The organism is Streptomyces sp. OR43 (genome assembly GCF_008042275.1).
Classification (GTDB): domain Bacteria; phylum Actinomycetota; class Actinomycetes; order Streptomycetales; family Streptomycetaceae; genus Streptomyces.
In genome coordinates, this window is sequence record NZ_RDBK01000043.1 from 1,426,174 (window position 1) to 1,447,115 (window position 20,942).

20 protein-coding genes and 2 pseudogenes are annotated in these 20,942 nt (G+C 70.5%); 14 read left to right on the forward strand and 8 right to left on the reverse strand.

Going from position 1 to position 20,942, the window contains the following annotated elements; translation table 11 throughout:
* The first annotated feature begins 82 nt into the window (after positions 1 to 82).
* Complete coding sequence (locus EAO72_RS24995) at positions 83 to 886, forward strand: alpha/beta fold hydrolase (RefSeq protein WP_148019484.1); 804 nt, start codon at positions 83 to 85, stop codon at positions 884 to 886.
* A 9-nt stretch (positions 887 to 895) separates the two neighbouring features.
* Here EAO72_RS24995 and EAO72_RS25000 read toward each other — a convergent pair whose 3' ends face one another.
* Both EAO72_RS25000 and EAO72_RS25005 read right to left on the reverse strand, forming a co-directional pair.
* Positions 896 to 1,789: a phosphatidylinositol-specific phospholipase C gene (locus EAO72_RS25000; protein ID WP_148019485.1), complete on the reverse strand. Its 894-nt coding sequence runs from the start codon at positions 1,787 to 1,789 to the stop codon at positions 896 to 898.
* A gap of 184 nt (positions 1,790 to 1,973) precedes the next feature.
* Positions 1,974 to 3,824 carry a bifunctional metallophosphatase/5'-nucleotidase gene (locus EAO72_RS25005; protein ID WP_148019486.1) on the reverse strand — a complete coding sequence of 617 codons (1,851 nt, stop codon included), beginning with the start codon at positions 3,822 to 3,824 and terminating at the stop codon, positions 1,974 to 1,976.
* A gap of 286 nt (positions 3,825 to 4,110) precedes the next feature.
* Here EAO72_RS25005 and EAO72_RS25010 point away from each other — a divergent pair, with 286 nt between their 5' ends.
* Positions 4,111 to 5,139 (forward strand): PDDEXK nuclease domain-containing protein, encoded by a 1,029-nt coding sequence (locus tag EAO72_RS25010; RefSeq protein WP_148019487.1) that lies wholly within the window; start codon positions 4,111 to 4,113, stop codon positions 5,137 to 5,139.
* Positions 5,140 to 5,179: 40 nt separating this feature from the next.
* Here EAO72_RS25010 and EAO72_RS25015 read toward each other — a convergent pair.
* Positions 5,180 to 5,326 (reverse strand): annotated as a pseudogene (locus tag EAO72_RS25015) (mycothiol synthase); the annotation flags it as partial.
* A gap of 26 nt (positions 5,327 to 5,352) precedes the next feature.
* Between EAO72_RS25015 and mshD the strand changes: the two are divergent.
* The 11 genes from mshD to pstB all read left to right on the forward strand — a co-directional run bounded on the left by mshD (position 5,353) and on the right by pstB (position 17,000).
* Complete coding sequence (gene mshD, locus EAO72_RS25020; protein ID WP_148022021.1) at positions 5,353 to 6,258, forward strand: mycothiol synthase; 906 nt, start codon at positions 5,353 to 5,355, stop codon at positions 6,256 to 6,258.
* Between the two features lie 91 nt (positions 6,259 to 6,349).
* Positions 6,350 to 6,760 (forward strand): GntR family transcriptional regulator, encoded by a 411-nt coding sequence (locus tag EAO72_RS25025; protein ID WP_148019488.1) that lies wholly within the window; start codon positions 6,350 to 6,352, stop codon positions 6,758 to 6,760.
* Positions 6,761 to 6,792: 32 nt separating this feature from the next.
* Entirely contained in the window at positions 6,793 to 7,662 is an 870-nt protein-coding gene (locus EAO72_RS25030) for an ABC transporter ATP-binding protein (protein ID WP_410090540.1), read from the forward strand.
* Positions 7,659 to 8,633, forward strand: a complete 975-nt coding sequence (locus EAO72_RS25035; protein WP_261991629.1) for a hypothetical protein — start codon at positions 7,659 to 7,661, stop codon at positions 8,631 to 8,633. Before EAO72_RS25030 ends, EAO72_RS25035 begins: the two co-directional genes overlap by 4 nt.
* Positions 8,634 to 8,875: 242 nt before the next feature.
* Positions 8,876 to 11,131 (forward strand): RNA degradosome polyphosphate kinase, encoded by a 2,256-nt coding sequence (locus EAO72_RS25040; RefSeq protein WP_148019490.1) that lies wholly within the window; start codon positions 8,876 to 8,878, stop codon positions 11,129 to 11,131.
* The gene (locus EAO72_RS25045) at positions 11,118 to 12,116 is read left to right on the forward strand and encodes a CHAD domain-containing protein (RefSeq protein ID WP_261991630.1); all 999 of its coding nucleotides are present in this window, start codon (positions 11,118 to 11,120) and stop codon (positions 12,114 to 12,116) included. Before EAO72_RS25040 ends, EAO72_RS25045 begins: the two co-directional genes overlap by 14 nt.
* A complete protein-coding gene (locus EAO72_RS25050; RefSeq protein ID WP_148019492.1) occupies positions 12,113 to 12,535 on the forward strand; it encodes an NUDIX hydrolase in 423 nt (140 codons plus the stop codon). The genes EAO72_RS25045 and EAO72_RS25050 overlap by 4 nt, the downstream gene beginning before the upstream one ends.
* 310 nt (positions 12,536 to 12,845) lie before the next feature.
* Positions 12,846 to 13,979 (forward strand): phosphate ABC transporter substrate-binding protein PstS, encoded by a 1,134-nt coding sequence (gene pstS / locus EAO72_RS25055; protein ID WP_148019493.1) that lies wholly within the window; start codon positions 12,846 to 12,848, stop codon positions 13,977 to 13,979.
* Positions 13,980 to 14,127: 148 nt separating this feature from the next.
* On the forward strand, positions 14,128 to 15,120 hold the full coding sequence (gene pstC, locus EAO72_RS25060; protein WP_148019494.1) for a phosphate ABC transporter permease subunit PstC: 993 nt from the start codon (positions 14,128 to 14,130) through the stop codon (positions 15,118 to 15,120).
* Positions 15,117 to 16,199, forward strand: coding sequence for a phosphate ABC transporter permease PstA (pstA, locus tag EAO72_RS25065; protein ID WP_148019495.1), 1,083 nt, complete (start codon positions 15,117 to 15,119; stop codon positions 16,197 to 16,199). The genes pstC and pstA overlap by 4 nt, the downstream gene beginning before the upstream one ends.
* Positions 16,200 to 16,223: 24 nt before the next feature.
* Positions 16,224 to 17,000, forward strand: a complete 777-nt coding sequence (gene pstB / locus EAO72_RS25070; RefSeq protein ID WP_148019496.1) for a phosphate ABC transporter ATP-binding protein PstB — start codon at positions 16,224 to 16,226, stop codon at positions 16,998 to 17,000.
* A 118-nt stretch (positions 17,001 to 17,118) separates the two neighbouring features.
* Here the strand turns inward: pstB and EAO72_RS25075 are convergent, their stop codons facing one another.
* Positions 17,119 to 18,117 (reverse strand): inorganic phosphate transporter, encoded by a 999-nt coding sequence (locus EAO72_RS25075; protein ID WP_148019497.1) that lies wholly within the window; start codon positions 18,115 to 18,117, stop codon positions 17,119 to 17,121.
* Positions 18,118 to 18,122: 5 nt separating this feature from the next.
* Positions 18,123 to 18,743, reverse strand: coding sequence for a DUF47 domain-containing protein (locus EAO72_RS25080; RefSeq protein WP_148019498.1), 621 nt, complete (start codon positions 18,741 to 18,743; stop codon positions 18,123 to 18,125).
* Positions 18,744 to 18,943: 200 nt separating this feature from the next.
* Here EAO72_RS25080 and EAO72_RS25085 point away from each other — a divergent pair, with 200 nt between their 5' ends.
* Positions 18,944 to 19,339: a metal-sensitive transcriptional regulator gene (locus tag EAO72_RS25085; protein ID WP_148019499.1), complete on the forward strand. Its 396-nt coding sequence runs from the start codon at positions 18,944 to 18,946 to the stop codon at positions 19,337 to 19,339.
* A gap of 168 nt (positions 19,340 to 19,507) precedes the next feature.
* Here EAO72_RS25085 and EAO72_RS25090 read toward each other — a convergent pair whose 3' ends face one another.
* The 3 genes and pseudogenes from EAO72_RS25090 to EAO72_RS25100 all read right to left on the reverse strand — a co-directional run.
* A complete protein-coding gene (locus EAO72_RS25090; protein ID WP_148019500.1) occupies positions 19,508 to 19,702 on the reverse strand; it encodes a hypothetical protein in 195 nt (64 codons plus the stop codon).
* A 98-nt stretch (positions 19,703 to 19,800) separates the two neighbouring features.
* Positions 19,801 to 20,730: a hypothetical protein gene (locus tag EAO72_RS25095; protein ID WP_148019501.1), complete on the reverse strand. Its 930-nt coding sequence runs from the start codon at positions 20,728 to 20,730 to the stop codon at positions 19,801 to 19,803.
* A 22-nt stretch (positions 20,731 to 20,752) separates the two neighbouring features.
* Positions 20,753 to 20,942: pseudogene (locus EAO72_RS25100) on the reverse strand (FAD-binding protein); the annotation flags it as partial.

The following is a 20,942-nucleotide window of genomic DNA, read 5'->3' on the forward strand; positions in this document are numbered from 1 at the left end:
GATCGTACGGCTCCGCGATGGGGGCAAGCGATCTATACAAACGTATTGCGCGCTCGATCTATACGGCCGTACAGTTCCTGTCATGACGCAGCAGCGCACCACCGCATCCCGGCGTGAACTGACCCTCGACGGCCGCCGCCTCTCCTACCTCGATCACGGCCCCGCCACCGGACGCCCGCTCCTCGCCCTGCACGGCCACCTCTCCGAGGGCGCCTCCTTCGACGCCCTGGCCGCCGAGCTCGGCCCGGAATGGCGGGTCATCGCCCCCGACCAGCGCGGCCACGGCGACTCCGACCGCGCGGACGGCTACGGCCGGGAGGTGTACGTCTCCGACCTGACCGCCCTGCTCGACCACCTGGACCCCGGACCGGTCGTCGCCCTCGGGCACTCGCTCGGCGGCATCAACGCGCTGCACCTCGCGGCCGCGCGCCCCTCCGCCGTCGCCGCCCTCGTCAACGTCGACGCCCCGGTCGACCTGCCGCACCAGGACCCCGGCCCGCTGGCCTTCCTCACGGGCTTCCCGTACACGGCCCCGGCCCGGGAGGAACTGATCGCCGCCTGCGGTCCGGTGGGCCCCATGGTGGCGCCCCTGCTCCGGCCGCTCCCGGACGGCGGCGGCTGGCGGCTGCCGTTCCACCCGCAGGACACGCTCGACTCCGAGCGGCAGGTGCACGGGGACCACTGGGCACCGTGGCTGGCGAGCGACTGCCCGGCGCTGGTGGTCAACGGCCGCACCAGCCAGGCGCTGCCCGCCGAACAGGCCGCCGCGATGGCGTCACTGCGCCCCCGCACCTCGCTCGTCACCCTGGAGACGGACCACTTCGTGCAGCTCCAGGACCCACAGGGGTTCGCCCGGGCGGTACGGGAGTTCCTGTCGACCCTGTGAGCACCCGGCTCAGGAGACCGGATTGTGCCGGATCAGCGACTCCACCAGCCCCGACCGGGTCGCCGGGAAGTCCAGCGGGACGATACCGAGCCCCGTCCAGCCGGACGCCTGCGAGGAGTCGAGGAACGAGTGGACCTGGGGGTTGAGCCGGTCCGCGTTCCAGCGGGGCGGCAGCAGGGCCGCGGTGCTCACGTAGTTCATGAAGAGCTTGCCCGGCTGCTCGGCCGCCCTGCGGAACTGGGCCTCGATCTTCGGGTACTTGGCGAACGGCTCCGCCATGTAGTCGTCCTGGATGTCGAAGAGCCCCGGATCCGCGTACCGCACCCCGGGCAGGCCGCCGTTGTCGGCCAGCAGCACCACCTTGCCGCGCGCCCCGCCGAGCGTCGGCAGCGCGGAGTCGATGTGGAACAGCGGGCGCCAGCCCCGGCCGTCGAGGTAGTCGTCGAAGACCGCCCGGAACGCGGCGTCGCTCTCCTCCGAGTACTCCTGCTTGACCCGCATCAGGACGGTCTCCGTGGGCCGCTGGGCCAGGAAGTCCCAGCAGGCGCCGAGCACGTCGCCGAACATCAGGTTCTGGTACGAGGCCCCGTGGTGGATCGCGAACGAGCCGCCGGTGATCCGGCAGCGTACGTCCAGAAAGCGCACCCCGCTGTTCAGCTGCTCCGCGATCGTGGTGTTCTGGCACTCCGTCCAGGGGCCGCCGTAACGGGCGCCGGAGTCGTGCGAGCCGGGGATCGTGAGCCGCTGGAGCGCCGTGGCGTCCGCGATGCCGCGCATCCAGTCCTGCACGGTGCGGGCCTGCCGGGCCTCGGCGCGCGCGGGCGCCGTGCCGACGAGGGCGGTGGCGGACACGGCGAGCGCTCCGGCCAGGAAGGTCCGGCGGTTGGCGGTGTACGGGCTCATACGGGGATGCCTCCGGGGGCCGCGTGGGGATCAGCCCCCGGATTATGACCCGTACACATCACGCACGGAACAGGGCGTACGCCTCGGGGCGGCGCGAAAACGACGGATGCGCGGCCGGGGCCTCCGCCCCGCCCGCGCATCCTGCCGGTGTTGTCGTCCGCCGGATCTACTGCAACTACTGCAACTACTGGATGATCGTGATCCGGTCCGTCGCCGGCGGGGCCAGCGGCGCGGCGGCCGTGGAGTGCGCCGCCAGGTAGGCGTTGAACAGGTCCAGGTCCGAGGCGCCGACCAGCTTGTTGGTGCCCGCGCCGAGAGCCGCGAAGCCGTCGCCGCCGCCCGCCAGGAACTCGTTCATCGCGACCCGGTAGGTCTTGGCCGGGTCGATCGCCTCACCGTTCAGCTTGATCGAGCCGGTGACCACACGGTCCGCACCCGACTTCGTCATGTCCAGCGTGTAGGTCAGGCCCTTGGACACCTGGAGGATCTTCGGGCTGGCCTCGTTCGAACCGCTGACCTGCTGCTGGAGCGCGGACACCAGCTGCGCACCGGTCAGGTCGACGACGTTCATCATGTTGGTGAACGGCTGCACGGTGAACGACTCCCCGTACGTCACCACGCCGTCGCCCTCGCTGCCCGTCGCCTTGTACACCAGGTCGGCACGGATGCCGCCCGGGTTCATGAACGCGACGACCGCCCCTCCCTTGTCCGCCGGCGCCAGACCCTCCAGCTGCGCGTCGGCGATCAGGTTGCCGAGCGGCTTCTCGGGGGCCGTGGAACCGCGGCCGTTGATGTCGGCGGAGATGAATCCCTGCGGGCGGCTCGCGATCGGCGCCGCGAGGGTGTTCCAGCGGGCGATCAGGGCCGTCATGTCGGTGGCCTTGGCCTGGTCCCGGGTGACGACGTGGTTCACCGAGACCGGGTTCGCGGGCGCGGGGCGGTGCTTCGAGGACGCCTTCACCGCGGTGCGCACGATGTCCTTGGTGCGGCGGTCGTACGTCAGCGTCGTGTCCGTGTACAGCTTGCCGAACGACGAGGCCGAGGTGACCAGGCGCGGGTTGCCCGCCGGGTCCGGGATCGTGCACACGTACGCCTGGTGGGTGTGGCCCGTGACCAGCGCGTCGACCTTCGGGGAGATGCCCTTGGCGATCTCGGTGATCGGACCGGAGATGCCGTCACCGGCGGCCGGGCTGTCGCAGTCGTAGTTGTACGAGGACGAGGCCGGGGCGCCGCCCTCGTGGATCAGCGTGACGATGGACTTCACGCCCTGCCGGTCGAGCTCCTTGGCGTACTTGTTGACCGTCTCGATCTCGTCGTGGAACTTCAGGCCCTTGACGCCGTTGGCTGTCACGATGTTCGGCGTGCCCTCCAGGGTCACCCCGATGAAGCCGATCTTGACGCCGTTCTTCTTCCACACCGTGTACGGCTTGAGGATCGGCTTGCCGGTCTTCTCGTCCGTCACGTTGGCGGCCAGGTACGGGAAGTCGGCGCCCTCGAACTTCTTGCCCTGCTCGTAGCACCCCTCGACCGGGTGGCAGCCGCCGTTCTGGAGACGGGCCAGCTCCGTGGCGCCCTCGTCGAACTCGTGGTTGCCGACGGTCGTCACATCGAGGTCGATCTTGTTGAGCGCCTCGATGGTCGGCTCGTCGTGGAACAGACCCGACAGCAGCGGGCTCGCCCCGACCATGTCGCCGCCGGCCGCGGTGATGGAGTACGGGTGGCCCTTGCGCGCCGCACGCAGCGAGGAGGCGAGGTACTCCACGCCGCCGGCCGGGACGGCCTTCACGGTGCCGTCGGCCTGCTTCTCGCTGACCGTGCCGGCCGAGCCGGACGGCGGCTCCAGGTTGCCGTGCAGGTCGTTGAAGGACAGCAGTTGCACGTCCACGGTCCGGGCCGGCGTGTGGTGGCCGTGGTCCTTGGCGTGGCCCTGGGCGCCGGCCGGCATGGCGGCGACGAGCGCTCCGACGGTGGCCAGACCGGCTGCGGCGGCGAGCACCCGCCGGGACGCGCGGTTCTTCTGCGGTGTCGCTGACATCGGTCCCCTTGTGAGTTCAGCGGGTGGTGTGAGGGTGTGACAAGTCTGGAGACTGCGTGCCGCAGCCTAGAGTCAACGCGCGTAGCGCGACAGATGTCTGGGGTTACGAAGAGGTTGCCGTCCGAGCAGAACGGCACTATCCACTCATATGGCTTACATATGTGAGCAGAAACGTCACCGCCTGCATCACGGGCGCAAATCTGTACGCCATGGACAGCACCACCACACCACCCAAGGCCTCGTCCCCGCTCAACGGCCCTCCGGACTGCCTCCCGGCTTTCACGAGATGATCGACGACCTCAAGTCGATCGTGCGGGGCGCGCATGTGCGCGCACAGCTCAAGGTGAACACCGAGATGCTCCAGATGTACTGGGAGATCGGGCGGACGATCCTGGAGCGGCAGCGCGGGGAGAAGTGGGGCACAAAGGTCATCGACCGGATCGCCACCGAGCTGCGGACGGAGTTCCCGAACCAGCGGGGGTTCAGCACGCGCAACCTTCAGTACATGCAGCAGCTGGCTCGAACGTGGGTCGAACCATTTGCGCAGCAASTTGCTGCGCAAATGCCCTGGGGGCATCTCCAGCTCCTCATGGACAAGTGCAAGACCCCCTTCGAGCGGGACTTCTACGCTCAGCACGCCGTCCACCACGGCTGGTCCCGCGACTACCTCGGCTCGATGATCCACACGAAGCTGCACCTCGCCGAAGGCGCCGCGGCCAACAACTTCGACGTCACGCTGCCCGCCGGCTCCGACGCCGTGAAGCAGATCTTCAAGGATCCGTACCGTCTCGACTTCACCGAGTTGGAGGGCCGTCCCGCCGAGCGCGATCTGGAGGACGCCCTCGTCGCCCACCTGATCCGCTTCCTCACCGAGCTGGGAGTCGGCTTCGCCTTCGTCGGACGCCAGTACCCCATCGTCGTGGGCGACAGCGAGTACCGCATCGACCTGCTCTTCTACCACTGCAAGCTGCACTGCTACGTCGTCCTGGAGCTCAAGACCCGCAAGGCCCATCCCGAGCACTTCGGACAGCTCGGCTTCTATGTCTCGGTGGTCGACGACCTGGTCCGGGACAAGGAACGCGACGAGCCCACCCTCGGCATCCTCATCGCCGAGAGCCGCGACCGCGCCATGGTCGAGTACACCCTGCGCGGATACAACACGCCTCTGGCCGTCAGTACGTACGCCGGGCTGCCCGACCGGGTACGCGCGCTGCTGCCCGCCGCCGAGGACCTCTCCCGCATCGCGGACCGCGTGCTGAACCAGCCGGAGCCCAGCAACCGGACCCCGGAGAACCCGCCGGAGCCCGACAACTGAGCGCGGAGGACCACGCACACCCCCCGTCCCCACCCCGCCCGACGTACAGCATCGCGGTGGGCAGGCCCTCGGAGGCGAGGTGGCGCAGCCCGATCGCGGTGAGCGCCTTGCCCAGGCCGCCGCCCTGTGCGTCGGGCCGGATGCCGACCACGTACACCTCGCCGAGCTGCTCATCGGCGTGCACACGTACCCCTCCCCGCCCCCGGACGCGAGATCCAGACGCTCGACACCCTCTCCCCCGACCAGGCGGCCGCCGTCTCCGAGCTGCTCGCCGAGGCCGCGCAGTCCGACGGCCGGCAGGCCGTGTCCGAGCAGGGACGGCTGCAGTTGCGGGGCGGGCACCGGGAAGGCGTACGGCACTTCCTGCTGACCGCCGGCGGCACGCTGGTCGGCTACGCGCAGCTGGAGGACACCGACCCCGTCGAGGCACCGGCCGCCGAGCTGGTCGTGCACCCGTCGCACCGCGGACACGGGCACGGGCGGGCGCTCGGAGCGGCGCTGCTCGCCGCGACCGGCAAGCGGCTGCGGGTCTGGGCCCATGGCGGCAAGTCCGCGGCACGCCACCTCGCGCAAGTGCTCGGCCTTTCGCTCTTCCGCGAACTGCGGCAGCTGCGCCGCCCGTTGAGCCCGCTGAACATCGCCGAGCCGGTGCTGCCGCCGGGCGTCACCGTCCGCACCTTCGTGCCGGGCGAGGACGACGCCGCCTGGCTCTCCGTGAACAGCGCCGCCTTTGCTCACCACCCCGAGCAGGGCGCGCTGACCCAGCGCGACCTGGACGACCGCAAGGCCGAACCCTGGTTCGACCCGAAGGGATTCTTCCTCGCCGAGCGCGAGACCGAGGGCGGCGACGGCAGCTCCGAACTGATCGGCTTCCACTGGACGAAGGTGCACGCCGATGAGCAGCTCGGCGAGGTGTACGTGGTCGGCATCCGGCCCGACGCACAGGGCGGCGGCCTGGGCAAGGCGCTCACCGCGATCGGGCTGCGCCACCTCGCCTCCGAGGGCCTGCCCACCGCGATGCTGTACGTCGACGCGGACAACACGGCGGCCGTGTCCGTCTATGAGCGGATGGGCTTCACCACCCACGAGGTCGACCTGATGTACCGCACGGAGTCCTGAGCACCCCTCAGCATCCCCGGGGGCGGCGTCACTTGACGCCGCCCCTTCTTTACGCCACCCTTTCACTACTCAATTAGTGAAAGGGGTGAACATGGCACAGTCCGCAGCGGTCGAGTTCCGCATCGACCGGCGCAGCGGCGTCGCCACGTACCTCCAGATCGTCCAGCAGACCAAACAGGCCCTACGGCTGGGACTGCTGGAGCCCGGCGACCGGCTGCCCACCGCGCGCGAGGTGGTGGAGGCCACCGCCATCAACCCGAACACCGTGCTGAAGGCCTACCGCGAACTGGAACGCGAGGGCCTCGTCGAGGCGCGGCGCGGCCTCGGCACCTTCGTCACCCGGGCCCTCGGCGGCGCGGCGGCGGCCGACGACGCCCCGCTGCGTGCCGAGCTCGCCGACTGGGCCCGCCGGGCCCGCACCGCCGGCCTGGAGAGGGACGACGTGAGCGCGCTCTTCACCGCCGTACTGGACAGGACTTTCGAGGGGGATCACACCGGATGACAGGCGCTGCGATCGAGGCCGACGGCCTCGGCATGAAGTACCGGAGCAGGGGCGGGGGCTGGGCGCTGCGCGCGTGCTCGTTCCGGCTGCCCGAAGGGCGCGTGTGCGCGCTCGTCGGACCCAACGGCGCGGGAAAGTCCACCCTGTTGGGCATCGCCGCGGGATTCCTGCGACCGGCCGAGGGGTCGGTACGGGTGCTGGGGTCCTCGCCCGCCGACGTCCGCGCCCGGGTGGCCTTCGTGGCCCAGGACAAGCCGCTGTACCCGCAGTTGACGGTCGCCGAGACGCTGTGGGCGGGCGCCGAGCTGAACCCGGACACCTGGGACCGGGCCACCGCCGAACGCATCGCCGAACCGCTTCCCGGCGACGCGAAGGTCCGCACCCTGTCCGGCGGTCAGCGCACCCGGCTCGCCCTGGCCCTCGCGCTGGGCAAGCGGCCCGGACTGCTGCTGCTCGACGAGCCGATGGCCGACCTCGACCCGCTGGCGCGGCACCAGCTGATGGGCGCGCTGATGGCCGAGTCCGCGGAGCACGGCACCACCATCGTGATGTCCTCGCACATCCTCACCGAGCTGGAGAGCGCCTGCGACTACCTCCTGCTCGTCGACGGCGGCCGCGTCCGCCTCGGCGGTGAGACGGACGACCTGATCGCCGCGCACACCCTGCTCACCGGTCCCGTACGCGACCTCGCCCCGCACACCGTGGTCGAGTCCCGCACCACGGGACGGCAGCTGACCGCGCTCGTCAGGAGGGAGGGCGCGGTGGACGTGTCCGCCGGCTGGGAGACGGCGGAGCCGTCGCTGGAGGAGCTGCTGCTGGCGCACCTGCGCTCGCCGGACGCCCCGCCCCTGCTCACGCCGAGCGCCGAAGCCCGGACCCGTGAGGCGGTGAGCGCGGCATGAGCGCCCTCGCCCTGCGCGGCCCGGCCCGCGTCATCGTCCGCCAGCACCGCCGCGTCCTGTGGATCGCCGGGGCGCTCGCGCTCGCCGGGATCGTCCTGCTGACCGCGTCCGTGTGGTGGAACTCCGGCCCGGCGGACACCTACGCGGACAGCGGGTGCTCGTTCCTGGACACCTCCCCGCGCTGCGTCGCGGCGTTCGACGACATGCTCAGCCACCAGGCGTGGCTCCGGGACGTGCTGCGGTACACGGGCATCGCCATGATGGTGCTGCCCGCGGCCATCGGGATGTTCGTCGCCGGTCCGCTGATCGGCCGGGAGCTGGAGAGCGGCACCTACCGGCTGGCCTGGTCCCAGTCCGTCTCCCCCGCCCGCTGGCTCGTCGCCAAGCTCACCGTTCCGGCGGCGATCACGGTGGTGGCGGTGCCGGCGCTCTCGGCCTTCTACGCCTGGTGCCGGACCGCCCCCGACACCGACCGGCCGGCCTGGTACGACACGACCGTGTACGCCGCGACGGGCACCCTGCCCACGGCCTCGGCCCTCCTCGCCATCGCCCTCGGCGCGCTCGTGGCGCTGCTGGTACGCCGCACGCTGCTGGCCATGGGCATCACGGCCATGGTCTACGGGGCGGTGGCTCTCACGCTCGGCGCCGTACGCAGCAGCCTGTGGGCGGTCAGTACGGTGGTCACGCCGCTGAACGCCACCCCGGCGGGTCTTCCGGGCAGCACCCTGTTCGTCGGCAGCGGGCTGATGGCCGGAGAGCAGCGGCTGTCCGGCGAGACCTGCTACCAGGCCCCCGTGCCCGAGCTGGTCGACCGCTGCCTGGCCGGCCACCACGTCACCGGCACGTACGCCGACTTCCACCCCGCCTCCCACTTCTGGCCCCTCCAGCTCGTCGGGACGGGCATCGTCCTCGTCCTCGCCGCCGTCGCCGTCGCCGTCGCCTTCCGCGTCCTGCGCCGCCGTCACGCCTGAGCGACCGTGGCCGTGCCCCGGGGTCTCCACGGACCCCGGGGCACGGCCACACCGCTTCCTGCATGTCATGTCGCCGTTACCGGGCATTCAGACGCCCTTGCGACCCTCTCAGGATGCAGCCAGCTGTGCCGACCCCCCGCAACGGGAGAAATCCCGGCGGAGAGCGCGCCGACCACGCGATCTCCGCGATCTCCTTCCTCTCCGACGCGCCCCCGGAGCACTCCACGCGGAAGAATGGGCCCATGAGCCAGCAGCCCAGCTCCGAGGTCCCGGTCCAGCCCGCCGCCCAGCCGTCCGTCGGTTCCCTCGCCGCGCACCGGCCGCACGCCGTCGCCACCCCGTCGTCCTCCTCGGCGGCCCTGTCCACCGCGGCCGACCTCGACCCCGACATCGATGCCGACGCCGACGCGTACGAACCCGATGTCGACGGGGACGAGCTGCCGCAGGGCCGGTTCCTCGACCGGGAACGCAGTTGGCTCGCGTTCAACGAACGGGTTCTGGAACTGGCCGAGGACCCGGCGACCCCGCTCCTCGAACGGGCTAATTTCCTCGCCATCTTCGCCTCGAACCTGGACGAGTTCTTCATGGTCCGGGTGGCGGGCCTGAAGCGCCGCATCGCGACCGGTGTCGCCACCCGGTCCGCGTCCGGTCTCCAGCCCCGCGAGGTCCTCGACCTGATCTGGACCCGCTCGCGCGAACTCATGGCCCGGCACGCCGCCTGCTACCAGCAGGACGTCGCCCCCGCCCTGTCCGACGAGGGCATCCAGCTGATCCGCTGGCCGGAGCTGACCGAGAAGGAGCAGGCCCGCCTGTTCACCTTCTTCCGCCAGCGCGTCTTCCCCGTGCTGACGCCGCTGGCCGTCGACCCGGCGCACCCCTTCCCGTACATCTCCGGCCTCTCGCTCAACCTCGCCGTCGTCGTACGCAACCCGGTCAGCGGTCACCGCCACTTCGCCCGGGTCAAGGTGCCGCCGCTGCTGACCCGCTTCCTGGAGGCCTCGCCGCAGCGCTACGTCCCCATCGAGGACGTCATCGCGGCCCACCTGGAGGAGCTCTTCCCCGGGATGGAGGTCCTCGCGCACCACATGTTCCGGGTCACCAGGAACGAGGACCTGGAGGTCGAGGAGGACGACGCGGAGAACCTGCTCCAGGCCCTGGAGAAGGAGCTCATGCGGCGCCGCTTCGGTCCGCCGGTCCGCCTGGAGGTCGAGGAGTCCATCGACCCGTACGTACTGGACCTGCTGGTCCGCGAGCTGAAGGTGTCCGACGCCGAGGTCTACCCGCTGCCCGGACCGCTCGACCTCACCGGGCTGTTCGGCATAGCGTCGCTGGACCGGCCGGAGCTGAAGTTCCCCAAGTTCATCGCCGGCACCCACCGCGACCTCGCCGAGGTGGAGTCCGCCTCCGCGCCCGACATCTTCGCGGCCCTGCGCGAACGCGACGTGCTGCTGCACCACCCGTACGACTCCTTCTCCACCTCCGTCCAGGCCTTCCTGGAGCAGGCGGCCGGCGACCCGGACGTCCTCGCGATCAAGCAGACGCTCTACCGCACCTCCGGCGACTCCCCGATAGTGGACGCCCTGATCGACGCCGCCGAGTCCGGCAAGCAGGTCCTCGTCCTCGTCGAGATCAAGGCCCGCTTCGACGAGCAGGCCAACATCAAGTGGGCGCGCAAGCTGGAGGAGGCGGGCTGCCATGTCGTCTACGGGCTCGTCGGCCTGAAGACGCACTGCAAGCTGTCGCTCGTCGTCCGCCAGGAGGGCGACACGCTGCGCCGCTACTCGCACGTCGGCACGGGCAACTACCACCCCAAGACGGCCCGGCTCTACGAGGACCTCGGCCTGCTCACCGCCGACCCGCAGGTCGGCGCGGACCTCTCCGACCTCTTCAACCGGCTCTCCGGCTACTCGCGCCGCGAGACCTACCGCCGTCTCCTCGTCGCCCCGAAGTCACTGCGCGACGGGCTGATCGTCCGGATCAACAAGGAGATCGCGCACCAGCGGGCCGGCCGGCCCGCCTACGTACGCATCAAGGTCAACTCGATGGTCGACGAAGCGATCATCGACGCCTGCTACCGGGCCGCGCAGGCCGGCGTCCCGGTCGACATATGGGTCCGCGGCATCTGCGCGATCCGCCCCGGCGTCACCGGCCTCTCCGAGAACGTCCGGGTCCGCTCGATCCTGGGCCGCTTCCTCGAACACTCCCGGGTCTTCTCCTTCGGCAACGGCGGAGAGCCCGAGGTCTGGTTCGGCAGCGCCGACATGATGCACCGCAACCTCGACCGCCGTATCGAGGCCCTGGTCCGGGTCACCGACCCCGCGCACCGGGCCGCACTCAGCCGGCTCCTGGAGACCGGCATGGCCGACACCACCTCCTCCTGGCACCTGGGCCCCGACGGCAACTGGACCCGGCACGCCACGGACGCGGAGGGCCGGCCGCTGCGCCACGTACAGGAAATGCTCATTGACGCCCGGAGGCGCCGGCGTGCGACGCCCTGACCACCAGACACAGGCGGACGTGACCGCGGGAGCGGTGCTCGCACCGTATCTGCGGGCACAGGCCGCGGACTTCCTGCGCAGCCTGCGTCTGCACCGCGAGAACAGTGCCCCCAGCGACGCCGGGCCCCAGGCCGCCGTTCAGGCAGCCGGGGCGCTGCGCCGCTCGTCCCGCCGCATCGGCGCCACCCTGCACACCTTCCGGTCGGCGCTCGACCCGCTCTGGGCCGAGCAGCTGCGCACCGAACTGGCCTGGCTCTCCGGCACCCTCGCCCGCGAGCACGCGTACGCGGACCGGCTGACCCGGCTCCTCGAAGCGCTCCACGGACTGTCGGGCGCGCCCCTGCCCGCCGCCCGTACCGAGGCCGGCGGCGCCACCGCCGTCGTGGACAAGGAACGCGCCGTCCTCGGCGTCGGCGCGGCGCGCGCCGGCGCCCTGCTGGAACGGCAGCTGACCCTCGCCCGGACACGCGCCCACTCCGCGGCGCTCCAGGCGCTCGGCTCCTCGCGCTTCCACGCCGTGGCCGACGCGGTCGCGCTGCTCGCCTCCGAGGTCCCGCTGTCCGCCGAGGCCGCGGAACCCGCCGGTGAGCTGCTGCGCGAACCCGCCGACCGGGCGGAGCAGCGGCTGCTCGGCGCCGTCGCGGCACTTCCCCCGTGCGAGACGGCCGAGCCGTACAACGAGGCGCACGACGCGCCCTGGCACCAGACCCGGCTGCTGCTGCGCCTGCACCGGTACGCCCACGAGGTGGTGCGCGGCGCCCCCGATCCGGTCCTGGCCGGCCCCGGTCACGCGCTCGATCTGCACCGGGACGCGGCGGAGGCGGCCGCGGCGGCCTCCGCGGCCGCCCGTACGCCCCGCATCGCGCCGACGACCGCGTACGCCCTGGGGGTGCTCCACGCCGACCAGCGCCACGAGGTGGAGGCGGCACGGTCGGTCTTCCGGGAGAGCTGGCCGTACGCGACGGCGGCGGCGATCCGGCCGTGACCCGGGCGGCCGGCTCCACGGTGCGGGCGGCGGGCTGCGTCCTGTGGCGCCGCCCGCCCGCCGGCGGGGGCGCGGAGCTCTGCCTCGTACACAGGCCCCGCTATGACGACTGGTCGTTCCCGAAGGGCAAGCTGAAGCGCGGCGAGTCCCCGCGGGACGCGGCCCTGCGCGAGGTCCTGGAGGAGACGGGCCACCACTGCGTGCCCGGGGCCGTGCTGCCCATGGTCCGGTACGTGGCGAACGGCCGGCCGAAAGAGGTCACGTACTGGGCGGCCGAGGCCACGGCCGGCGCCTTCGTGCCGAACGACGAGGTGGACGGCGTGCTGTGGCTCCGCCCCGCCGCCGCCCGCGCCCGCCTGACCCAGCCCCGCGACCGCGAGCTGCTGGACGCCGCCCTGCGGGTGCTGCCGCGCGCTTAGGGCCTCTCGTCCGGATCGGGCCGGGCTGCCGGGGCGGGCGCTCGGGCCGGGGCGACCGGGGCCCGGACGGGGGTCCGTCCTCAAACGCCGGACGGGCTGGAGTGGCGTACCACCCCGGAACCAGGCCGCCCGACACGGTTCACCTCCCGTTCACTCACCCCCGCAAGCCACTTCACCTGTTCTGCCTAATTTCGGCAGTGCACGGTGCGAGGAACACACCGCACCGGACACGACTTCCGCACGACCCACCACCTCGCACGCCGTCGTAGACCGAAACCACCACGGCGGCTCCTGGAAGGAACACCCGAAAGTGAAGCTTCAGCGCAAGAACCGGCTTCGTGCCACCGCGCTCGGTGCCCTCGCCGTCTCCGGCGCCCTGGTCCTCACGGCGTGCGGTTCGGACAACAACAGCGGCGGCGACACGGGCGGGAGCGGCCAGACGAAGGCCGCGTCGAACGTCAAGTGCGACGGCGCCAAGGGCCAGCTGCGCGCCTCAGGGTCCAGCGCCCAGAAGAACGCCATGGACCTCTGGGTCAAGGAGTACATGGCCGCCTGCTCCGGCGTGGAGATCAACTACAACTCCTCCTCGTCCGGCGAGGGCATCGTCGCCTTCAACCAGGGCACCGTCGGCTTCGCCGGTTCCGACTCGGCGCTGAAGCCCGAGGAGGTCGCCGACTCGAAGAAGATCTGCAAGACCGGCCAGGGCATCAACCTCCCGATGGTCGGCGGCCCGATCGCGATCGGCTTCCACCTGGACGGCGTCGACAGCCTGACGCTGGACGCCCCCACCCTCGCCAAGATCTTCGACACGAAGATCAAGAAGTGGAACGACGAGGCCATCGCCAAGCTCAACCCGGGCGCCAAGCTCCCGGACAAGGCGATCCAGCCCTTCCACCGCTCCGAGGACTCCGGCACCACCCAGAACCTCGGCAAGTACCTCGGCGCCGCGGCCCCGAACGACTGGAAGTACGAGGCCGAGAAGAAGTGGCCCGCCCCCGGTGGCCAGGGTGCGACCAACTCCTCCGGCGTGGCCACCCAGGTCAAGCAGGTCGACGGCTCGATCGGCTACTTCGAGCTCTCCTACGCCGCCTCGCAGCAGATCACCACGGTCGACATCAACACGGGTGGCGCCGCCCCGGTGAAGGCCTCCTCGGAGAACGCCTCCAAGGCCATCGCCGCCGCCAAGGTCAAGGGCACCGGCAAGGACCTGGCGCTCGACCTCGACTACACCACCAAGGCCGAGGGCGCGTACCCGCTGGTCCTGGTGACGTACGAGGTCGTCTGCGACACCGGCAACAAGGCCGACACCCTCGGCACCGTGAAGTCCTTCCTGACCTACACCGCCTCCGCGGACGGCCAGAAGCTCCTCACCGAGGCCGGCTACGCCCCGATCCCCGACGCGATCAACGCCAAGGTCCGCGAGACGGTCTCCGGCCTCTCGTAACCCGCACGCCCCGCACGACTCACAACGAACGACGCAACCGGCGGCCCGGTCCGGCGCACCTCTCCGGACCGGCCCGCCACCCGACCCATCCGGTGCACCGCCGCCAGGGGAGCCCCGCAGGGACTCCCCCACACAGACCGGAAAGACCATGGCTTCCACCACACAGACAGAAATTCCACCGGCCCCGCCGGGCAGGCGCACCCGCGCCAAGTCCACCGGCCGCGTCGGTGACAAGATCTTCCTGGGCCTCTCCCGCGGCTCGGGCATCCTGCTGCTCGTGATCATGGCGTCGATCGCCGCCTTCCTCACGTACCGCGCGGCCATCGCCATCTCCGACGACGAGGGCAACTTCCTCACCACGTTCGACTGGAACCCGGCCGGTGACCCGCCCGTCTTCGGCATCGCCGTCCTGCTCTTCGGGACCGTCGTCAGCTCGATCATCGCGATGGTCATCGCGGTTCCGATCGCTGTCGGCATCGCCCTGTTCATCTCGCACTACGCGCCGCGCAAGCTGGCCGGTGCGATCGCGTACGTCATCGACCTGCTCGCCGCGGTACCCAGCATCGTCTACGGCATCTGGGGCGCGCTCGTCCTCGTGCCGTACCTCGAAGGCCTGAACCTCTGGCTCGACCAGTTCTTCGGCTGGACGTACGTCTTCGAGAAGACCGAGATCGGCGTCGCCCGCTCGCTGTTCACCGTCGGCATCCTGCTCGCGATCATGATCCTGCCGATCGTGACCAGTGTCAGCCGCGAGGTCTTCCTCCAGGTCCCGAGGATGAACGAGGAGGCCGCGCTCGCGCTCGGCGCGACCCGCTGGGAGGTTGTCCGCCTCTCGGTGCTGCCTTTCGGCCGCTCGGGCGTGATCTCCGCCTCGATGCTGGGCCTGGGCCGCGCGCTCGGCGAGACGATGGCCGTCGCCACGGTCCTGTCGCCGAACTTCCTCATCTCGCTGCACGTGCTCAACCCGGGCGGCGGGACGTTCGCCCAGAACATCGCCGCGAAGTTCGGCGAGGCCGACGCGTTCGGGCGCGACGCCCTGATCGCCTCCGGCCTGGTCCTCTTCGTCCTCACCCTGCTGGTCAACGGCGCCGCGCGGCTCATCATCGCCCGCCGCAAGGAGTACTCGGGGGCCAACGCATGAGCCACGCATCCACCAGCGTCCAGGACCGCCCGGTGCCCACCCCGCCCGCGCCGGTGAGCAGCCTCAGCAGCCGGACCCTGCCCCGCCTGGCCCCGCTCGGCTTCGCCGTCGTCTCGATCGCCCTCGGCGTCGGCATCGGCGCGGCCGCCGGCTGGCACAGCCGGGTCCAGTGGGGCCTGCTCTCCGCGCTGCTCTTCCTGGCGATCTCGTACGTCGCGACGAGCGTCGTGGAGAACAAGCGCCAGGCGAAGGACCGCCTCGCCACCAGCCTCGTCTGGGTCTGCTTCCTGATCGCCGTCGTCCCGCTGGCCTCGCTGCTCTGGACGACCATCAGCCGCGGCTCGGAGCGCCTGGACGGCTACTTCCTGACCCACTCGATGGCCGGTGTCCTCGGGCCCGAGGCCAGTGGCGGCGTCTACCACGCCCTGATCGGCACCCTGGAGCAGGTCGGCATCGCCACCCTGATCTCCGCCCCGCTCGGCCTGCTCACCGCGGTCTACCTGGTGGAGTACGGCAAGGGCGCGCTGGCCAGGGCCGTCACCTTCTTCGTCGACGTCATGACGGGCATCCCGTCCATCGTCGCCGGTCTGTTCATCCTCTCGATCATGCTGATCGCGGGTCTCGAGCCCTCCGGCCTGATGGGCGCGCTGGCCCTGACGATCCTGATGATCCCGGTCGTGGTCCGCTCCACCGAGGAGATGCTGAAGCTCGTCCCCAACGAGCTCCGCGAGGCCTCCCTCGCCCTCGGCATCCCGAAGTGGCGCACCATCCTGAAGGTGGTCCTGCCGACCGCGATCGGCGGCATCGCCACCGGCGTCATGCTCGCCATCGCGCGCATCGCGGGCGAGACCGCGCCGATCATCCTGCTGGTCTTCGGCAGCCAGCTGATCAACCCGAACCCCTTCGAAGGCGCCCAGTCGTCACTGCCGTTCTACATCTACGAGCAGTACAAGATCGGTGAGGCCGCGTCCTACGACCGCGCCTGGGCCGCTGCCCTGGTCCTGATCGCCTTCGTCATGATCCTCAATCTGGTGGCCCGCGGCATAGCCCGCTGGAAGGCCCCCAAGACCGGCCGATAGGGCCAGCAGAAAGCAGTGATTCAGATGGCCAAGCGCATCGACATCAGTGGCCTGTCCGCCTTCTACGGCAGCCACAAGGCGATCGACGACATCTCCATGACCGTGGAGCCCCGCTCCGTGACCGCCTTCATCGGCCCGTCCGGCTGCGGCAAGTCCACCTTCCTGCGCACCCTGAACCGGATGCACGAGGTCACCCCCGGTGGCCGCGTCGAGGGCAAGGTGCTGCTGGACGACGAGAACCTGTACGGATCGAACGTCGACCCGGTCACCGTGCGCCGCACGGTCGGCATGGTCTTCCAGCGCCCGAACCCGTTCCCGACCATGTCGATCTTCGACAACGTCGCGGCGGGCCTGCGGCTCAACGGCTCGTACCGCAAGAACGCCCTGGCCGACATCGTGGAGAAGTCGCTGCGTGGCGCGAACCTGTGGAACGAGGTCAAGGACCGGCTGAACAAGCCCGGCTCCGGTCTCTCCGGCGGTCAGCAGCAGCGTCTGTGCATCGCCCGCGCCATCGCGGTCGAGCCCGACGTCCTGCTGATGGACGAGCCGTGCTCCGCGCTGGACCCGATCTCCACGCTCGCCATCGAGGACCTGATCGGCGAGCTGAAGGAGCGCTTCACGATCGTCATCGTGACGCACAACATGCAGCAGGCGGCCCGGGTCTCGGACCGTACGGCGTTCTTCAACCTCGCGGCGGTCGGCATGCCCGGCAAGCTCATCGAGATCGACGAGACGGAACGCATCTTCTCCAACCCCTCGGTCCAGGCCACGGAGGACTACATCTCCGGCCGCTTCGGCTGAGGTTCCCGCAGACGGCCTTGGGGTGCTGCATGGCGGTGCCACCACAAGGCGAAGGGTCCGCCCCGCTCTCCWCGAGGAGAGCGGGGCGGACCCGTTCGTACGGTGTGCGGACCGGCCGTCAGCCGAACATCAGGACGACGACCTCGTAGCTCGCGGCAGCGACGAGCGCCGCCGCCGGCATCGTGATGAACCACCCCAGGATGATGTTCTTCGCGACGCCCCAGCGGACCGCGTTCACCCGCTTCGTGGCGCCGACACCCATGATCGCGGAGGTGATGACGTGCGTCGTCGAGATCGGCGCGTGGAACAGGAACGCCGAACCGAACATGATCGAGGCCCCCGTCGTCTCCGCGGCGAAGCCCTGCGGCGGGTCCAGCTCGATGATCTTCCGGCCGAGCGTACGCATGATGCGCCAGCCACCGGCGTACGTGCCCAGCGACAGCATCAGCGCGCAGACGAGCTTCACCCAGACCGGGATCGGGTCGCTGTACGTCTCGTGGCCGGAGATGACCAGGGCCATCACCACGATGCCCATCGTCTTCTGCGCGTCCTGCAGACCGTGGCCGAGCGCCATGCCCGCGGCCGAGACCGTCTGCGCGATCCGGAAGCCGCGCTTGGCCTTGTGCGGGTTGGACTTCCGGAACATCCACATGATCGCGACCATCACGAGATAGCCGGCCACCAGGCCGATCACCGGCGAGATGAACATCGGGATGACGACCTTGTCGAGCACCCCGTCCCAGTGCACCAGTGTCCCGCCCGCGAGCGCGGCGCCGACCATTCCGCCGAACAGGGCATGGGAGGACGACGAGGGCAGGCCGAAGTACCAGGTGATCAGGTTCCAGATGATCGCGCCGACCAGGGCGGCGAAGAGGATTCCCATCCCCTTGTCGCCCGTGGGCGTCGCGATCAGTCCCTCGCTGACGGTCTTGGCGACCCCGCTGCCGAGGAACGCGCCGGCGAGGTTCATCACCGCCGCCATGGCCAGGGCCGCACGGGGGGTGAGTGCCCGGGTGGAGACGGAGGTGGCGATGGCGTTCGCCGAGTCGTGGAAGCCGTTGGTGTACGTGAAGCCGAGCGCGACGCCGATGGTCACGACCAGTACAAAGGTGTCCACGTGGTTCAGGACTCCTTGACCGCGATGGTCTCCACCGTGTTCGCGACGTGCTCGAACGCGTCCGCAGCCTCTTCCAGTACGTCCACGATCTGCTTCAGCTTCAGGACCTCTATGGCGTCGTACTTGCCGTTGAAGAGCTGGGCGAGCAGCTTGCGGTGGATCTGGTCGGCCTGGTTCTCCAGGCGGTTGACCTCGATCCAGTACTCGGTGAGGTTGTCCATCGTCCGCAGGTTGGGCATGGCCGCGGCGGTCAGTTCGGCCGCCCGTGCCAGTACCTCGACCTGCTGCTCGACACCCTTCGGGAGCTCATCGACCTGGTACAGGACGACCAGGTCGACGGCCTCCTCCATGAAGTCCATGATGTCGTCGAGCGACGAGGCGAGGTTGTAAATGTCCTCGCGGTCGAAGGGCGTAATGAATGAGGAGTTCAGCTGGTGGAAGATCGCGTGGGTGGCATCGTCCCCCGCGTGCTCCGCTGCCCGCATGCGCTCCGCGATCTCGACTCGGGAGGCAGAATCCGCCCCGAGCAGTTCCATCAGGAGTTTCGAGCCCGTGACGATGTTGTCCGCGGATGCGGAGAACATGTCGTAGAAGCTCGTCTCCCTGGGGGTCAGACGAAAGCGCACGTGGGGTCCTCGGGGTGCTTTGGATTCGGTCAGGCTGATGCTAGGCGCATCATCCGGCCACGGCTAACCGGCATTCTTCAGTGTCGCGCATCAGGCACAGTGATCAGCACGGGGCCCCGGTCACGTTTCAGCTGAATTCGTTAGGATATACCCACCAGGGGTATATAAACGGCAGGGTAAAGGGAAAACGGGAGGCAGCAATGACCACTACCGAGGCCACCGAGGCGGATCGGTCGTCCGCCGCGGCGCACGGCGCGGGCACGGCCGACGCCACGGCTCCCGCCGAAGCGATCGTCACCGACCACGACCGAGGGATCCACGGCTACCACCACCAGAAGGCCGAGCACCTCAAGCGTCTGCGCCGCATCGAGGGCCAGATCCGCGGCCTGCAGCGCATGGTCGACGAGGACGTCTACTGCATCGACATACTCACCCAGGTCTCGGCGTCCACCAAGGCGCTCCAGTCCTTCGCGCTCCAGCTGCTGGAGGAGCATCTGCGCCACTGCGTCGCCGATGCCGCGGTCAAGGGCGGCGAGGAGATCGACGCGAAGGTCGAGGAGGCCACCAAGGCCATCGCCCGCCTGCTGCGTACCTGACCGGAGCCACGGCCCTGGTCTGCCGCCCGTGCACCGCGTACCTGGCCCGAGTCACGGCCTGGTCTGCCGCCCGTGTGCTGCGTACCCGATCAGAGCCACGGCCCTGGTCTGCCGCCCGTGCGCCGCGTACCTGGCCCGAGTCACGGCCCGCGCCTGTCGCCCGCCCCGTCACCCCCGGTGGTCCGCCTGCCGGGGGACGGTGGTGCGCTCGGTGATCACCTTCACATCGAGCACCTCGTCGATACGGTCGGCGCTGAGCCGCTCCCCGATGGCCGCGGACGCCGCGATCATCAGCTCCCCGCAGAGCTCGATCTCGGCGAGAGCCACATGGTCCGATACGGTCCGCGGGCTGAGCGTCACCACGTCACTCACCTCTCACTGCCGGCGCCGGCTTCCCAGGGTAGGGACCGCGGCACACACCGCGCATGGCACGGACGGACCATTTCGACGCCGCCGGATGCCTAGGGACGGCCCGTGGACGGCCTGGATCCGGCATCGGTCCGGTCCGCCGTTCCCGGTGTGCGCCCCTGTTCGATCTCTCCGGTGTAGATGTCGCGCGCGTCCGGCAACGGTACGGAGACCACCACACCGAACCCGTACAGCAGCGTCGTCGACACCACCTCCCGCGTCTGCCCCGCGTTGGCGAAGCTGAACCGGTGGCGGACCTTGCGCAGCCGGCCCTGCTCGTCCAGATACGCGTCGAACGGCACCGTGTCCGTACGGAACCCGTTCGCCGCCGCCGTCAGCGCACCCCGCGAAGCGGCCGAGGCCCGGTGCGCGGCGCGTGCGATGTCGGTGGTTCCCCGGTAGTGCCGCACGGTGACCCCGGCCAGATCGGTCTCGCCCACGTACGTCACCGCGCTCACGCCGCCCAGCAGTTCGGCCGCGGCCATCGGGTCGGTGACCCCGCCGGTCACCAGGTTGCCGTCCGCCAGCGCCGTCGTGTCGATCCTGACCCACTTGTCGGCGGGCACCCCGGCCCCGCGGTTCATCATGTACAGCGCGCCCGGAGCCAGCAATTCCGTGATGGGCCGGTGCTCGTCCTCGCCCGCCGGGTCCTGCGGCAGCACGACCTTGAGCCGGCCGGACTGGGTACGGAAGTCGTACGTCCCCTTGCCCCGGATCGTCACGCGGGTGCCTCCGGCCGCCGTCTCCATGGACGTGACCACCTCGGCGCTCCCCGCCGCGACCCCGGAGCCCGGCCCCGCCAGCACCGCCGCGGCCCGCCGCACCGCCGCGACGGCGCCCGGCCCGGACCGGTCGTCGGCCGCGGCACGACCTCCGCCACCGCCGTCCCCGGCGCACCCGGCGGCCGCCACCATCACGCCCACGACCGCGAGGGCGCACACAGCGCGCGTCCCGCCTCCGGACCTGTGCTGCTGCACCACCATCGCCTGCCAACCCCCAACGCCGACCGCCTGCCCGAGCTCCCCACCCGTTCCGGTCGACGCCGTTGAGTGAGGAGACGTCAACGACCAGCCGTCCGTTGCCGCTCGACCAGCCGCCGTAGGAGTGGCCGCCGCTGCGGATGGCGACGGGTACGGAGCTGCGCCGGGCGAAGGCCAGGCACTCGCGGACGTCGGCCTCGTGGCGGACGTAGGCG

Excerpts from the sequence above, each read along its gene's own strand:
- EAO72_RS24995 (WP_148019484.1), top strand. The coding sequence starts at position 83 with ATGACGCAGCAGCGCACCACCGCATCCCGGCGTGAACTGACCCTCGAC.
- EAO72_RS25000 (WP_148019485.1), bottom strand. The coding sequence starts at position 1,789 with ATGAGCCCGTACACCGCCAACCGCCGGACCTTCCTGGCCGGAGCGCTC.
- EAO72_RS25005 (WP_148019486.1), bottom strand. The coding sequence starts at position 3,824 with ATGTCAGCGACACCGCAGAAGAACCGCGCGTCCCGGCGGGTGCTCGCC.
- EAO72_RS25025 (WP_148019488.1), top strand. The coding sequence starts at position 6,350 with ATGGCACAGTCCGCAGCGGTCGAGTTCCGCATCGACCGGCGCAGCGGC.
- EAO72_RS25030 (WP_410090540.1), top strand. The coding sequence starts at position 6,793 with ATGAAGTACCGGAGCAGGGGCGGGGGCTGGGCGCTGCGCGCGTGCTCG.
- EAO72_RS25035 (WP_261991629.1), top strand. The coding sequence starts at position 7,659 with ATGAGCGCCCTCGCCCTGCGCGGCCCGGCCCGCGTCATCGTCCGCCAG.
- EAO72_RS25040 (WP_148019490.1), top strand. The coding sequence starts at position 8,876 with ATGAGCCAGCAGCCCAGCTCCGAGGTCCCGGTCCAGCCCGCCGCCCAG.
- pstC (WP_148019494.1), top strand. The coding sequence starts at position 14,128 with ATGGCTTCCACCACACAGACAGAAATTCCACCGGCCCCGCCGGGCAGG.
- pstA (WP_148019495.1), top strand. The coding sequence starts at position 15,117 with ATGAGCCACGCATCCACCAGCGTCCAGGACCGCCCGGTGCCCACCCCG.
- pstB (WP_148019496.1), top strand. The coding sequence starts at position 16,224 with ATGGCCAAGCGCATCGACATCAGTGGCCTGTCCGCCTTCTACGGCAGC.
- EAO72_RS25085 (WP_148019499.1), top strand. The coding sequence starts at position 18,944 with ATGACCACTACCGAGGCCACCGAGGCGGATCGGTCGTCCGCCGCGGCG.
- EAO72_RS25095 (WP_148019501.1), bottom strand. The coding sequence starts at position 20,730 with ATGGTGGTGCAGCAGCACAGGTCCGGAGGCGGGACGCGCGCTGTGTGC.